Origin of the sequence: Streptomyces sp. NBC_01077 (assembly GCF_045162855.1) — a bacterium.
Taxonomy (GTDB): Bacteria; Actinomycetota; Actinomycetes; order Streptomycetales; family Streptomycetaceae; genus Streptomyces.
Genome location: NZ_CP108669.1, coordinates 3603674 through 3616858 on the forward strand (window position 1 = coordinate 3603674; position 13185 = coordinate 3616858).

14 protein-coding genes and 1 tRNA gene are annotated in these 13185 nt (G+C 71.5%); 2 read left to right on the top strand and 13 right to left on the bottom strand.

From position 1 onward, the window contains the following. Positions 1 to 88 precede the first annotated feature (88 nt). Positions 89 to 1522, bottom strand: a complete 1434-nt coding sequence (locus tag OG462_RS16135; protein ID WP_406058176.1) for an MFS transporter — start codon at positions 1520 to 1522, stop codon at positions 89 to 91. A 101-nt stretch (positions 1523 to 1623) separates the two neighbouring features. Between OG462_RS16135 and OG462_RS16140 the strand changes: the two genes are divergently transcribed. Next, a complete protein-coding gene (locus tag OG462_RS16140) occupies positions 1624 to 2493 on the top strand; it encodes a helix-turn-helix transcriptional regulator (RefSeq protein WP_406058177.1) in 870 nt (289 codons plus the stop codon). A 42-nt stretch (positions 2494 to 2535) separates the two neighbouring features. Here OG462_RS16140 and OG462_RS16145 read toward each other — a convergent pair. The 7 genes from OG462_RS16145 to OG462_RS16175 all read right to left on the bottom strand — a co-directional run bounded on the left by OG462_RS16145 (position 2536) and on the right by OG462_RS16175 (position 6802). After that, positions 2536 to 2608: transfer RNA gene (locus tag OG462_RS16145), tRNA-Ala, on the bottom strand. Between the two features lie 95 nt (positions 2609 to 2703). Further along, on the bottom strand, positions 2704 to 3357 hold the full coding sequence (locus OG462_RS16150; RefSeq protein WP_406066564.1) for a histidine phosphatase family protein: 654 nt from the start codon (positions 3355 to 3357) through the stop codon (positions 2704 to 2706). Further along, entirely contained in the window at positions 3354 to 3821 is a 468-nt protein-coding gene (gene rsfS, locus OG462_RS16155; RefSeq protein WP_318211167.1) for a ribosome silencing factor, read from the bottom strand. Before rsfS ends, OG462_RS16150 begins: the two co-directional genes overlap by 4 nt. A gap of 83 nt (positions 3822 to 3904) precedes the next feature. Beyond that, positions 3905 to 5629, bottom strand: coding sequence for an LCP family protein (locus tag OG462_RS16160; RefSeq protein WP_406058179.1), 1725 nt, complete (start codon positions 5627 to 5629; stop codon positions 3905 to 3907). Between the two features lie 19 nt (positions 5630 to 5648). Continuing rightward, positions 5649 to 6269 carry a nicotinate-nucleotide adenylyltransferase gene (gene nadD / locus OG462_RS16165; protein WP_328944687.1) on the bottom strand — a complete coding sequence of 207 codons (621 nt, stop codon included), beginning with the start codon at positions 6267 to 6269 and terminating at the stop codon, positions 5649 to 5651. A gap of 51 nt (positions 6270 to 6320) precedes the next feature. Beyond that, positions 6321 to 6482 carry a hypothetical protein gene (locus tag OG462_RS16170; RefSeq protein ID WP_017239290.1) on the bottom strand — a complete coding sequence of 54 codons (162 nt, stop codon included), beginning with the start codon at positions 6480 to 6482 and terminating at the stop codon, positions 6321 to 6323. A gap of 83 nt (positions 6483 to 6565) precedes the next feature. After that, positions 6566 to 6802: a hypothetical protein gene (locus OG462_RS16175; RefSeq protein ID WP_406066931.1), complete on the bottom strand. Its 237-nt coding sequence runs from the start codon at positions 6800 to 6802 to the stop codon at positions 6566 to 6568. A 128-nt stretch (positions 6803 to 6930) separates the two neighbouring features. Here OG462_RS16175 and OG462_RS16180 point away from each other — a divergent pair, with 128 nt between their 5' ends. After that, positions 6931 to 8070, top strand: coding sequence for a M48 family metallopeptidase (locus OG462_RS16180; protein ID WP_406058181.1), 1140 nt, complete (start codon positions 6931 to 6933; stop codon positions 8068 to 8070). Here OG462_RS16180 and OG462_RS16185 read toward each other — a convergent pair. The 5 genes from OG462_RS16185 to proB form a co-directional block, all read right to left on the bottom strand. Then, complete coding sequence (locus OG462_RS16185) at positions 8055 to 9140, bottom strand: hypothetical protein (protein WP_406058183.1); 1086 nt, start codon at positions 9138 to 9140, stop codon at positions 8055 to 8057. The genes OG462_RS16180 and OG462_RS16185 overlap by 16 nt on opposite strands. 176 nt (positions 9141 to 9316) lie before the next feature. Then, entirely contained in the window at positions 9317 to 9877 is a 561-nt protein-coding gene (locus tag OG462_RS16190; RefSeq protein ID WP_406058185.1) for a hypothetical protein, read from the bottom strand. Between the two features lie 76 nt (positions 9878 to 9953). Then, positions 9954 to 11237, bottom strand: coding sequence for a glutamate-5-semialdehyde dehydrogenase (locus OG462_RS16195; RefSeq protein ID WP_406058187.1), 1284 nt, complete (start codon positions 11235 to 11237; stop codon positions 9954 to 9956). 112 nt (positions 11238 to 11349) lie between these two features. Further along, positions 11350 to 11871, bottom strand: a complete 522-nt coding sequence (locus OG462_RS16200) for a hypothetical protein (RefSeq protein ID WP_187624528.1) — start codon at positions 11869 to 11871, stop codon at positions 11350 to 11352. Between the two features lie 157 nt (positions 11872 to 12028). Next, positions 12029 to 13165, bottom strand: coding sequence for a glutamate 5-kinase (gene proB, locus OG462_RS16205; RefSeq protein WP_406066566.1), 1137 nt, complete (start codon positions 13163 to 13165; stop codon positions 12029 to 12031). Positions 13166 to 13185: the final 20 nt, after the last annotated feature.

Sequence of the window (13185 nt, forward strand, 5' to 3'; positions counted from 1 at the left end):
CCGTTGTCGCCGAGCACTTGGGCCACCCTCCCGTCCGGATCCTCGTCCCCCTCCGGCCGTCCGATTCTGCCATGGCCCCGCAAGGGGGTCAGCGTGCTCGGCGCCACGGTCCGGCCATCGCGCCGGCGACGGCGGCGACAGCCAGGGCGATCATGGTCGCCCACAGCGCGTCGGCGGAGTTCTGCGCTCCGGATCCGTCCGCCGCGCCGAGGAACAGGGTCCCGAACGCGGCGACCCCGATGAGCTGACCGAGCTGGGTCACCGTGGCGAGCAGTCCGCTCGCGTCGGCCGCGTCCTCCGGTCGTACGCCGGCCAGCGCGCCGGTCAGGGCGGGGCTGAACGCCAGCGAGATGCCGGCGCCGAGCGCGCCCAGGGCCGGGTAGAGCCCCCAGCCGCCCGTGCCGCCGTCCGCGAGCAGCCCGCCGACGCCGAGGGCTCCCGCGGCGGCGAGCAGGAATCCGCCCGGGACCAGTGCGCGGTGCAGCCGGGCAGGCCAGCGCCGCCAGGTCAGTCCGACGGTGCCGAAGACGACGGCCGCGGGACCGAAGGTGAGTCCGGCGCGCAGCGCGCTGAGGCCGAGCCCGCCCTGCAGATGCAGGGTGAGGGTGAACAGGAAGCCGGCGTTGACTCCCATCGACACGGCGATCCAGAAGACGGCCCGTCCCATACCCGGGAGCCGCAACACGCGCGGGGCGATGAGCGGGGCGCCGCCGCGCCGGGCGAGCCGCGACTCGTACGCGCCGAAGAGGGCGAGGAACACCAGGGAGCCGCCGAGCGAGAGCCAGGACCACAGCGGCCAGCCCTGTTCCTGGCCGAGGACCAGGGGGACGGTCAGCAGGGACACGGCGCCGGCGAGGAGGACGAGGCCCGGCAGATCGAGGGCACGCGCACGCGTGGGTGCGGTCCGGGCGTCACGGGGCAGGACCCGGGCGCCGAGGACGAGCAGGACGATGCCGATCGGGACGTTGACGAGGAAGACGGGCCGCCAGCCGGTGCCGAAGAGGTCGGCGCTCACCAGGACCCCGCCGACGACCTGTCCCGCGGCGGCGCCGGTGGCCAGGACGGCGGAGTACGCGCTGAGCGCCCTCACCCGGTGCTCGCCGGTGAACTCTCGCTGGATGAGGCTGAGCACCTGAGGGATCATCAGGGCGGAGCCCGCGCCCTGGACGAGCCGGAAGGCGATCAACTGGCTGCTTCCGGCGGCGAGTCCGCAGGCGAGGGAGGCCACGGTGAAGAGGGCGAGGCCGCCGAGGTACATCCGGCGGTGCCCGACGAGGGCGCCGAGGCGCGCCCCGGTGATCAGTAACACCGCGTAGGCGATGGTGTATCCGGCCACGACGAGCTGGAGCGCGGCTCCGGACGCCGAGAGTTCGACGCGGATCGTCGGGGCGGCGACGTTGACGATGAAGACGTCGAGGAGCGCCATGAACTGGGCGGCGAGGACCACGCCGAGCAACAGTCCGGGGCGGTTGTCGGTGCCACCGTCTTTACTGAGTACGGGACGTGTTGTGGTCGAGGTCATGCGTCGAGCGTGACCTCGATCGGATACGGGTAACGAGAGCCCGCTGATGCTGGTACTGACAGCACCTGGCAGCGGCGGCACGGGGACTCGACCATGGGGGTGTGACGATCGTGGCAGCAGTACCGACACAGCGACGCAGACGGCCGGAGCTGGCCGCGTTCCTGCGCGGCCGCCGGGCCAGGGTGACACCGGAGGACGTGGGGATGCCCCCGGGACTCCGCCGCCGTACGCCGGGGCTGCGCCGCGAGGAGGTCGCCCAGCTCTCCGGGGTCGGCGTCACCTGGTACACCTGGCTGGAGCAGGGGCGCCCGATCAACGCCTCGGCGCAGGTGCTCGACGCGGTGGCCCGGACCCTCCGGCTCGACCGGCCCGAACGCGAGCACCTCTACCACCTGGCCGAGGTGCCGTACGCGCCGGAGCGGTCGGCAGCGGACGTGTCGGTGGTGAGCCCGGAGATCCAGGGCATCCTCGACGCCCTGGACCCGCACCCGGCGGTGCTCTACAACGCGCGGTACGACGTGCTCGCGACCAACTCGATGTACGAGCGGCTCTTCTTCCAGGAGGGCCGGGACGACCTGGACACGGGCCCGTTCGGCGTACGCAACGTGCTGTGGGCACTGTTCAGCGTGCCCGGGCCCACCTGCCCGGTGGTCGACCGGAAGCGGGAGCTGCCGCTGATGGTGGCCCAGCTGCGGGGCGCGTACGGACGCCATGTCGGCGAGCCGGCCTGGGAGGAGTTCGTACGGGCCCTCGCGGAGGCCAGCACGGAGTTCGCCCGGCTGTGGCGCAGCGGCGACGTGGTCCCGCCGGGGACGCGGGTGAAGGTCTTCCGTCACGCGTTGATGGGCGAGGTCCGGTTGACCTCGGTCTCCCTCTCGGTGAACGGGATGCCGGAGTGCAGGATCGTGGCCTACACGCCGAACGACGAGGAGAGCCGCCAGGGGCTCGCGTCCCTGCGGGAGGTGACGTAACGACGAATCCCGCCCCCTGCTGGGGACGGGATCCGGTGATTGTGGAGCTAAGGAGAATTGAACTCCTGACCTCCTGCATGCCATGCAGGCGCTCTACCAACTGAGCTATAGCCCCTCGTGTTCTTCGCGCTCTGCGCTGCGAACAAGAAGAACTTTAGCCTGTGACCTGCCGGAAAGTGAAATCCGGGTCCGGCAGGCCGGTCGCGGGGCTCAGTCGTCGTCGCCGAGGACCGGCTCGGGCAGGGTGCCCGCGTTGTGCTCCATCAGACGCCAGCCGCGGGCGCCCTCACCGAGGACCGACCAGCAGCAGTTCGTGAGGCCACCCAGGCTCTCCCAGTGCTGGGACTCCAGCCCGAGGAGCCGGCCGATGGTGGTGCGGATCGTGCCGCCGTGGCTCACCACGACGAGCGTGCCGTCCTCGGGAAGCTTGTCGGCGTGCTCCAGAACCACCGGGGCGGCCCGGTCGGCCACCTCGGTCTCCAGTTCGCCGCCGCCCCGGCGCACGGGCTCGCCGCGCTTCCAGGCGGCGTACTGCTCGCCGTACCGCGCAACGATCTCGTCGTGGGTCAGCCCCTGCCACTCCCCCGCGTACGTCTCGCGCAGCGCGGAGTCGTGGGCGACGGCGTGGCCGGTGAGCACGGCCAGCTCGGCGGCGGTGGCCGCCGCCCGCTTCAGGTCGGAGGCCACGATGGCGTCCGGCTTCAGCGCGGCGAGCAGCCGGGCGGCCCGGCGCGCCTGGGCGACGCCGGTCTCCGTCAGCTCGATGTCCGTCGAGCCCTGGAAGCGGCGCTCCAGGTTCCATGAGGTCTGACCGTGACGCCAGAGGACGATTCGGCGGCCAGTGCCGCCCTTGGTGGTGCTCAGCTCAGCTCACCGTCCGGTCCGTCGGGCAGCCCGGCGGCGTGCTCGGAGAGGTCGACACCGGTCAGGGCGGCGTGCTCGGCGCCCTTGCCGCGGGTCTTCGCCGCGTCCTCGGGGAGCGGGAGCTCGGGGCAGTCCTTCCACAGGCGCTCGAGCGCGTAGAAGACGCGCTCCTCGCTGTGCTGGACGTGGACGACGATGTCGACGTAGTCCAGGAGGATCCAGCGGGCGTCGCGGTCGCCCTCACGGCGGACCGGCTTGGCGCCGAGGTCCTTGTTGAGGCGCTCTTCGATCTCGTCGACGATCGACTTGACCTGGCGGTCGTTGGGCGCGGAGGCGAGCAGGAAGGCGTCGGTGATCGACAGCACATCGCTGACGTCGTACGCGATGATGTCGTGCGCGAGCCGGTCGGCGGCCGCCTGAGCGGCGGCGTTGACGAGTTCGATGGAGCGATCCGTGGCGGTCACAAGCAGGCTTTCGTCGGCGGTCGGTTACCCCTCCAGGGTCTCACGGACCGCCGACGGCCCCGCCAACGTTTTCCGGAGCGCCGTTACCGGGCCCCCGGCAGCTTGTAGTCCTGGCCCAGGACCACGGTCACCACGGCCGCTCCCGAGGGCCTGCCCTTGGTGACCGAGCCGGCCGGCAGACCCAGCGTCTTGGCCACCTCGGCCGCCGTCGCCTTCTGGAGATCGTCACCGTAGACGACCTGCGACTTCTCCTGGGTGTCCGCCTCGCCGCCACCCACGAAGGCGTAGCCGCCGTTGATCAGCACGATCCGGGCCGCCTCGGTCGCCTTCTTGCCGGAACCGTCGCGCAGCGAGACCCGGGGCACGTCGCCCGCCTCGGGAGCGGTGACCTTTCCGCCGAGGATGTCCTTCACCACACTGTCGCTCGCGCCCTCGGTCAGCGTGCCGTCCTGCCCCACCGGGAGCAGGGCCGTCTTGTAGTCGCCGATCTTGGCGTGCTCGGCGAGCTTGGCCAGGGCGGCGCCGAGGTCCTTCTCGGAGAGCGAGGGGTCGAAGATCTGGGTGAGGCTCTCGACGGTCATCGTGGCGGACTCGGGATTGTCCGAGATCTTGCGCAGCACCGCGTACATGACCTGGCCGAAGCGCTGGAGCTGCTTGGTCTCGGCCTCGCCGGGCGCCCGGTAGGTCGCGTAGGCGACGGCGGCGCGGCCGTTGAGGGACTGCTTCTCGCCCTTCTTGACCAGCGGCTCGGCGCCCTTCTTCGGGTCGGGCACCTCGGTGTCGGTGTCGGTCTCGATACCGCTGACGAGGTCGACGAGGGTGTCCAGGTACGGCGTGTCCAGCCGCCAGGTGCCGGTGATCGGCGCGCCGAGGAGGTTGCCGATCGCCTCGCGGGTCCCGCTGGACCCGTCGTCCTCGACCGACTTGCCGAGGGTGGTCGCGTCGCCCTCGCCGTCGGCGACGACGACGGAGTTGGGGATGAGGACCGAGGTGCCCTGGCGGGTGGTGGTGTTGTTGACGAGCAGGACGGTGGAGGTCCCGCCTCCCGTGGTGTTGTGGAGGTGGACGACGATCGTGTCGCGCTTCTGCGGACCGGTCGCGGTGTTCTCCTTCTGGTCCCCTTCGGACGCCCCGGGGAGCAGCCCCGCGGACCAGAGGTAGCCGACGCCGCCCACGGCCGCGAGGACGAGCACGACGACGAGCGCGATGATCCGGTTGCGGCCCCGGCGCCTGGCCTCTTCGCGACGCTCCGAGCGGCTCTCGGTGAACTTCAGCCAGTCGATGACGTCCTCGGAGTCCTCGTCCGGCTCCTCGATGAACGAGAACTGCTCGGTGCGGTACTCGCGGTCGTCGTCGGTGCCGGGCCGGGCCGGGGCGGAGCGCTCGGATGCGGGGCGCTGGCCGGGGACACCGACCGGCGCCGCGACGGGCGCGGCCGGCGCTGCCTGCACATGGGCCGGGGCGGAGGCCTGGGCCGGTGCCTGGTCGGCGGGGTCCGCCTGGACGGCCCACTGCTGCCCCGTGTCGTAGGACGGGTACGCGTAGCCCTGCTGCCCGTACGGGTCGTACTGCGGCTCCTGGGGCTGCTGAGGCTGCCCCTGGTACTGCTGCTGGGCGTAGGGGTCGTAGCCGTACCCCTGCTGCGGCTGCTGCTGGGCCTGCTGCTGACCGCCGTACGGGTCGTAGTGCTGCCCCTGAGCCTGCTGGGGCGCCTGCGGCTGCTGGTACACCGGTTGCCCGTACTCGTCGTAGCCGATGATCTGCGGCTGCGGATAGTACGGGTCGTACGGATGCTGCTGATCGTTCACCGGTGCCCCTCCCCGAAGCTCACTCGCCGCGGTACAGCTGGCGCTTGTCGATGTAGCGCACCACGCCGTCCGGGACCAGGTACCAGACGGGATCGCCCTGCGCGACCCTCGCCCTGCAGTCCGTGGAGGAGATGGCGAGCGCGGGCACCTCGACCAACGAGACGCCGCCCTTGGGCAGTCCGTCGTCGGTGAGGTCGTGGCCCGGCCGGGTGACGCCGATGAAATGCGCGAGCGAGAAGAGTTCCTCGGCGTCGCGCCAGGTGAGGATCTGCGACAGCGCGTCGGCCCCGGTGATGAAGAAGAGGTCCGAGTCGCTGTTGAGGGAGCGCAGGTCCCGCAGGGTGTCGATGGTGTAGGTCGCGCCGCCGCGGTCGATGTCGATCCGGCTGACCGAGAACTGCGGGTTGGAGGCCGTCGCGATGACCGTCATCAGATAGCGGTCCTCGGCCGCCGACACGGTCGTGTCGCTCTTCTGCCACGGCTGACCGGTCGGTACGAACACGACCTCGTCCAGATGGAACAGGGCGGCGACCTCGCTGGCCGCCACCAGGTGTCCATGGTGGATCGGGTCGAAGGTTCCGCCCATCACGCCGAGTCGGCGCTTCCCGCGCCCGCCAGTAGGCATTTCCTGCTCTCCCATGCGTGCAGAGCCTACTGGCACGGCAGCGGACGCCGGATCAGGGTCGCCGGTTCAGCGGTCGCGGTTGAAGCGGGTGGTGATCCACAGCAGCAGAAGCAGGGCACCGAAGGCGCCGAAGCCGGTGAGGTAGGGGCTGAGGCTGTCGTGGTTGCCGCCGTGCTCGGCGCCCTCGGCGAGAGAGACCAGGTTGGCGGCGGTGCTGTGGAGGCTCATCTTCGGCAGACCTATCGATCGGGGATGGGAGCGGAGACTTCGCGCACATCGTATGCGGGCGGTCCGGACGGGCTCACGCCGACTCAGGCACTCGCGTCACGGTCCGTGTTGCCTTCGGTGTTGCCTTCGGTGCCGCCGTCCGTGCCGCGGGTGGTGCTGCCGTCACCCGTGTCGTCGGTGCGATAGCCGCGCAGCAGGAACCAGGCGAGCAGGGCGCCACCCACCATCGAGACGAGCAGCACGATGCGGAGCGTGTCACCCGGCCCCTGCTGCGCGGTGGCCGCGAGCAGGGCGGCAGCGGTGTCGGCGGTGTCCGGCATGTCGGTCGTGCTCCTCGGTCGTCCTCGGTGCCCGAGTTATCCACAGGCCCCGGCACACGGTAGCGCCAGCACCTAGGCTGGGGTTCGTCAGGGGGACGAGCACCGACTCGTACGAACAGGGGGCATCCATGACCGAGAAAGACCAGGGGAACGTGCCGAGCAGGCAGCGGAAGCGGTTCCCCGGTATCTCCTCGCGGTCCTACGAGCATCCGGCCGACCGCTCGGCGCTGGTGGCGCTGCGCAAGCTCAGTGGCTTCGACACGGTCTTCAAGACGCTCAGCGGACTGCTGCCCGAGCGCAGTCTCCGACTGCTCTTCCTCTCGGACTCCGTCCGGGTGAGCGACGCACAGTTCAGCCATCTCAACGACATGCTGCGGGACGCCTGTTACATCCTGGACCTGGAGAAGGTCCCGCCGATGTACGTGACGCAGGACCCGAAGCCCAACGCGATGTGCATCGGCCTGGACGAGCCGATCATCGTCGTCACCACCGGTCTGGTGGAGCTCCTCGACGAGGAGGAGATGCGGGCGGTCGTCGGCCACGAGGTCGGCCACGCGCTCTCCGGGCACTCCGTGTACCGCACGGTGCTGCTCTTCCTCACCGGTCTGGCGCTCAAGATCGCCTGGATCCCGCTGGGGAACGTCGCGATCATGGCCATCGTCACGGCGCTGCGCGAGTGGTTCCGCAAGTCGGAGCTCTCCGCCGACCGGGCCGGGCTCCTCGTCGGGCAGGACGTGCAGGCCTCGATGCGCGGTCTGATGAAGATCGCCGGCGGCAACCACCTCCACGAGATGAACGTGGACGCGTTCCTCGCCCAGGCCGACGAGTACGAGAAGGCCGGGGACCTGCGGGACTCCGTCCTGAAGATCCTCAACGTGCTGCCGCGCACGCATCCCTTCACCACCGTCCGGGCGGCGGAGCTGAAGAAGTGGTCGGAGAGCCGCGACTTCCAGCGGATCATGGACGGTCACTACCCGAAGCGCTCGGAGGACAAGGACACCTCGGTCACGGACTCGTTCCGCGAGTCGGCGGGGCACTACGCCGACACGGTGCGGACCAGCAAGGATCCGCTGATCAAGCTGGTCGGCGACATAGCCGGGGGCGCCGGTGACCTGGCGGGCGATCTGGGCGGGAAGCTGCGCAACGCCTTCGGCGGCGGCCAGGGCCAGAAGAAGCAGGACACCGAAGGGACAGCCGGTACCGACGGAACCGCGGGCGACGGCAGGAACAGCTCGGACGGCGGCGGGACCGCTCAGAGCGAGGGCTGAGCGCTCGGCGCCAGTGCTCCGCACAGTGAGGGGGTGGCGGGCCGGCCCGTGGCGTACGGGTCGGTGACCGCCGGTCCGCCGCCCGCCTCGGGTGCCCGCGCTCCCGCCAGGAGCGGCTTCAGGGAGCCTGTGGTGTCCGCGCCGCACGCCTGCGGACCCGCCTCGACAGTGCTGGTCACCAGCTCGGCCCGGTGCATGCGCAGGTCCTCGCGGTCGAAGCGGAAGTGCACCTCGCGGTGGACGGTGAAGAGCGAGGCCTGGGCGACCGGCCCGGCACCCTGGGCGGCCGGGCGCAGGGCGTAGGTGTACGTGTGGTCCGCGGTGACGTCCAGCGTGTCGGGGCTGGTCTCCTCGAAGCGGAGGGTGCCCTGGACACGGGTCCCGGGGTCGGCGAGGACGACCTGCCGGGGGTCGAAGCGGACGAGCCAGCCGGCGAGGGCGTGCCGGCCGTCGTCGGCCGGTGCCTCCACGCTCCGGTCGAACTGTTCCAGCTGGTCGGGGTCGAGCAGCAGGCGCGCGGGCCGCACGGTCACCCCGGACAGGACGTCGGGCTCCAGGGAGGAGGCCACCAGGTAGTCCTTGGCGATGCTGAGAGCGGTGACGACCTGGCCCTCGGCGAAGTGGGTGGTGCGTCCCGCCACGGGCAGGTTGATGCCGGCGGCCCCGGTGCGATACTCGGCGACCGGGCTGTGGTCGAAGAGCCGGTCGGGCACACCGCCCGCGACGGTGCCCTGCGGGGCGAGCGGGACCACAGTGGTCCGCAGCGGCTCGGCCCGCTGGTCGACGGGGGGCTGGTACGGGTTGCGGACGCCCAGATAGATGGCCGTACCGAAGGCGAGGAGGATCAGCAGGACCAGCATGAGGGCCTGGCGGGAGCCGCTCCGGCCCTGCCAGGAGGAGGGGCGGCTGCGGACGGCCTCGGCGTGCTCACCCATCCGCTCCCGGGCCGAGAACTCCTGGAGGTGGGCAGCACGGACGAACGCCTCGTCGAAGACGACGGACCTGTACTCGTCCTCACCACCGGGGAGACCGTCGGGCGTCCCCTCAGGCGGGTCGCCACGCCCTGCCATACCTTCAGGGTAGGTCTGCGGGGGCTTCGGTAAACGCCGAGGTACACGACAAGTTCGGAAGAATTCCGCCGTCCGGGTGTCCCGGCGCCACCGTGGCGCCGGAAACGGCTCGGCCACTCGGGGGACTCGGACTCCACGGAGACGGAAGCCGACCCTACCGAGACGGAAACGGACCGCTACCCGGGGGACGCGGAGCGTGCCGCGGGGGCATGGGCGGCGGGTGGGGCCGGGTTCGGGTTGGGCGTGTCGACGCCCGTCGTGGCCGGCGGAGGGACCTGGTCCTGACGGTTGGCGGCCGCGCCCCGGTAGACGGCGCTGAAGGCCAGGGCGACCATGCCGACCCCCATGACGAGGGCGAGGACCCAGGCGACGGGCCGGAGCCAGCGGGCCCTGCCCCGGTAGGGGCGCAGAGCGCCGCCGTGGCGACCGTAGGGGCTGGCGTCGTCGCCGACGTCGTCCGGCTCGTAGGTGAGGCCGGAGGGGTCGTGGAACTCCTCGTAGAGGTCGTCGTCGCCCGATCCGCCACCGGCACGGGCGCGGGCCGCCTCGGCCTCCGCGCGGGCCTGGGCGGCGGCGAGGAGCCGCTCGACCGCGGTGGGCTCGTGAATCGTCGCGGCCCGTACGAAGTCCTCGTCGAACACCACGTCGGCGTAGACCTCGTCGGCGCCTCCGCGGTCGACAGAGTCCTCAGGGTCCCCGCCGTCCTGGAACGGCCTGCCCCCCACGTCGTCCGGCACGGATTCAGAGTAGACCCGCGAGGTGCTTTTGGGCAGGGAGAGTGCGAACCCTCCCCGCCCGTACCGAAAGGAGCGATTACCGCACGTGACCGTCACCGGTGACGATGTACTTGGTCGAGGTCAGCTCCGAAAGGCCCATGGGGCCCCGGGCGTGCAGCTTCTGGGTGGAGATGCCGATCTCCGCGCCGAAGCCGAACTGTCCTCCGTCCGTGAACCGGGTGGAGGCGTTCACGGCGACCGTGGTCGAGTCGACCAGCTGGGTGAAGCGGCGCGCCGCGGCCTGCGAGGTGGTGACGATCGCCTCGGTGTGGCCCGAGGACCACGTCCGGATGTGCTCGACGGCCTTGTCGAGGGAGTCGACGACGGCGGCGGCGATGTCGTACGAGAGGTACTCGGTCTCCCAGTCCTCCGGCGTGGCCGGTACGACGGTGGCCTTGGTGCCCTCGGCGAGGGCGAGGACCCGCTCGTCGGCGTGGACGGTGACGCCGGCCGCGGCCAGCGCGTCGAGGGCCCTGGGCAGGAAGGCCGCGGCGACGTCCTGGTGGACGAGGAGGGTCTCGGCCGCGTTGCAGACGCTGACCCGGTGGGCCTTGGAGTTGATCAGGATGTCGACGGCCATGTCGAGGTCGGTCTGCGCGTCGACGTAGACGTGGCAGTTGCCGGTGCCGGTCTCGATGACCGGGACGGTGGACTCCTCGACGACCGTGCGGATCAGGGAGGCGCCGCCGCGCGGGATGAGGACGTCGACGAGGCCGCGGGCGCGCATCAGTTCACGGACCGATTCGCGGGACTCGCCGGGGACGAGCTGGATGGCGTCGGCGGGCAGCCCGGCGCCGCCGATGGCGTCGCGCAGGACCTTCACCAGGGCGGTGTTGGAGGCGTACGCGGAGGACGAGCCGCGGAGCAGGACGGCGTTGCCGGACTTGAGGCAGAGGGCGGCGGCGTCCACGGTGACGTTGGGCCGGGCCTCGTAGATGATGCCGACGACGCCGAGCGGCACGCGGACCTGGCGCAGGTCGATGCCGTTGGGCAGGGTCGAGCCGCGGACGACCTCGCCGACGGGGTCGGGCAGCGCGGCCACGTCACGGACGTCGGCGGCGATGGCCCGGACCCGCTCGGGGGTGAGGGTGAGCCGGTCGACGATCGCCTCGCTGGTCCCGGCTTCGCGGGCCTTGGCGATGTCCTCGGCGTTGGCCTCGACGATTTCGGCGGTGCGCACTTCGAGGGCGTCCGCGATCGCCAGCAGAGCGTCGTCCTTGGTCGCGCGCGGGAGTGGCGCGATTTCGGCGGCGGCGCCACGGGCCCGGTAGGCGGCCCGGGTGACCGGGGACAGGTTGTCGAGGGGCGTGAGCGAGGTCATGCCCGCAGGGTACTGGCACCCCTGCGGACATCCCTCACGTATCCCGCACTCCGAGACGTACCCCGGTCGTTCCGAGACGCCCCGCACGGGGGGGCGTCTCCAAGGCTCCCGCTCAGTACGGGTGGACGCCGACCGGGGCCGCGGGCGGCGGGCCGTAGCCCTCCGCGATCCGCTGGTGGTAGGTCTCGCGGTCGATGACCTCGAGGCCGACGATCTCCCACGGCGGCAGCTTGGCGGTCTGCCGGTGCTCGCCCCACAGGCGCAGGGCGACGGCCGCGGCGTCGTGCAGGTCGCGGGCCTCCTCCCAGTACCGGATCTCGGCGTGGTCGTTGGCATAGCGGCTGGTCAGCAGGAAGGGGTGGTCGTGGGCCAGCTGTTCGAGCCCGCGTCGCACCTCCTTCAGCGGTGACTCCACACCCGACACGCTGAGGGTGATGTGCCAGAGTTTGGACACTGGCTGTTCCTTGGCGCGTGCCTCACGTGCCTCGCGAACCTCGCGTGTCTCGGTGGTGGTCTCGGTCTTCGTGTCCGTGGACCTGTCCCGTGCCTCGTCGAAGTCGGCTCCGGCCTCGACACTGGTCAGGGCGCGTTCGGCAGTCCCTCGGGGCGGTGCCCCTGGGCGCGCTCGTCTCACCGGCGGCCTCCTGTGTGATGCGTGTGGTGCTGTACCCCGCCCTGGTCTCTTACCCCCGAGACAAAGTTGACCAGCCCGAGGCGGCACTTGGGGCGGTTTTGGTAAACGTCCCTTCCGGATGGCCGCACTTTCAGCCGTTTCGGGAGGGGCGCGAGGGTCAGCGGATGACGACCAGGTCGTCGCGGTGGACGACCTCGCGCTCGTACTCGGGTCCGAGCTCCTTGGCGAGCTCGGGGGTGGAGCGCCCGAGCATCCGGGGCATCTCCTTGGCGTCGAAGTTGACGAGACCGCGGGCGACGGCCCGGCCCGCGGTGTCGCGCAGTTCGACGGGGTCACCTGCCACGAAGTCGCCCTCGATGCCTGCGACACCGGCCGCGAGCAGGGACTTCTTGCCCTCGACGACGGCGCGTACGGCTCCGTCGTCCAGGGTGAGGGAGCCCTGCGGGGTGGAGGCGTGGGCGAGCCAGAGGAGCCGGTCGGCGGAGCGGCGGCCGGTGCGGCGGAAGTACGTACCGGTGTCACGGCCGGCGAGGGCGTCGGCGGCGCGGCTCGCCGAGGTGAGGACGACGGGGATGCCGGCGGCCGCGGCGATCCGGGCGGCCTCGACCTTGGTGACCATGCCGCCGGTGCCGACGCCCGCCTTGCCGGCCGAGCCGATCTCCACATGGGCGATGTCTGCGGGGCCCTCGACCTGCGCGATCCTCGACGTGCCGGGCTTGGCCGGGTCCCCGTCGTAGAGGCCGTCGACGTCGGAGAGCAGGACGAGCAGATCGGCGCGGACGAGGTGGGCGACGAGGGCGGCGAGCCGGTCGTTGTCGCCGAAGCGGATCTCGTCCGTGGCGACGGTGTCGTTCTCGTTGACGACCGGCAGCGCGCCCATCGCGAGGAGCTGGTCGAGGGTCCGGTAGGCGTTGCGGTAGTGGGCGCGCCTGCTGGTGTCGTCGGTGGTGAGGAGGACCTGTCCGACGCGGACGCCGTAGCGGGCGAAGGAGGCGGTGTACCGGGCGACGAGGAGTCCCTGGCCGACGCTGGCGGCGGCCTGCTGCCGGGCGAGGTCCTTGGGGCGGCGGGTGAGGCCGAGCGGTGCGAGGCCTGCGGCGATGGCGCCGGAGGAGACGAGGACGATCTCCTTCTCGCCGCCGCTGCGGACCTTGGCGAGCACGTCGACGAGGGCGTCGACGCGGTCGGCGTCGAGGCCTCCGGAGGCGGTGGTGAGCGAGGAGGAGCCGACCTTGACGACGATCCTGCGGGCCTCCGTCACATACTGCCTCGACCCGTCCGTGTCACCGGTCATCTGCGTCGTCACCTGTGCCG

Coding starts and splice junctions, on each gene's coding strand:
- OG462_RS16135 (WP_406058176.1), bottom strand. CDS start 1,522: ATGACCTCGACCACAACACGTCCCGTACTCAGTAAAGACGGTGGCACC.
- nadD (WP_328944687.1), bottom strand. CDS start 6,269: ATGGGAGAGCAGGAAATGCCTACTGGCGGGCGCGGGAAGCGCCGACTC.
- OG462_RS16170 (WP_017239290.1), bottom strand. CDS start 6,482: ATGAGCCTCCACAGCACCGCCGCCAACCTGGTCTCTCTCGCCGAGGGC.
- OG462_RS16175 (WP_406066931.1), bottom strand. CDS start 6,802: ATGCCGGACACCGCCGACACCGCTGCCGCCCTGCTCGCGGCCACCGCG.
- OG462_RS16180 (WP_406058181.1), top strand. CDS start 6,931: ATGACCGAGAAAGACCAGGGGAACGTGCCGAGCAGGCAGCGGAAGCGG.
- OG462_RS16185 (WP_406058183.1), bottom strand. CDS start 9,140: ATGGCAGGGCGTGGCGACCCGCCTGAGGGGACGCCCGACGGTCTCCCC.
- OG462_RS16195 (WP_406058187.1), bottom strand. CDS start 11,237: ATGACCTCGCTCACGCCCCTCGACAACCTGTCCCCGGTCACCCGGGCC.
- proB (WP_406066566.1), bottom strand. CDS start 13,165: ATGACCGGTGACACGGACGGGTCGAGGCAGTATGTGACGGAGGCCCGC.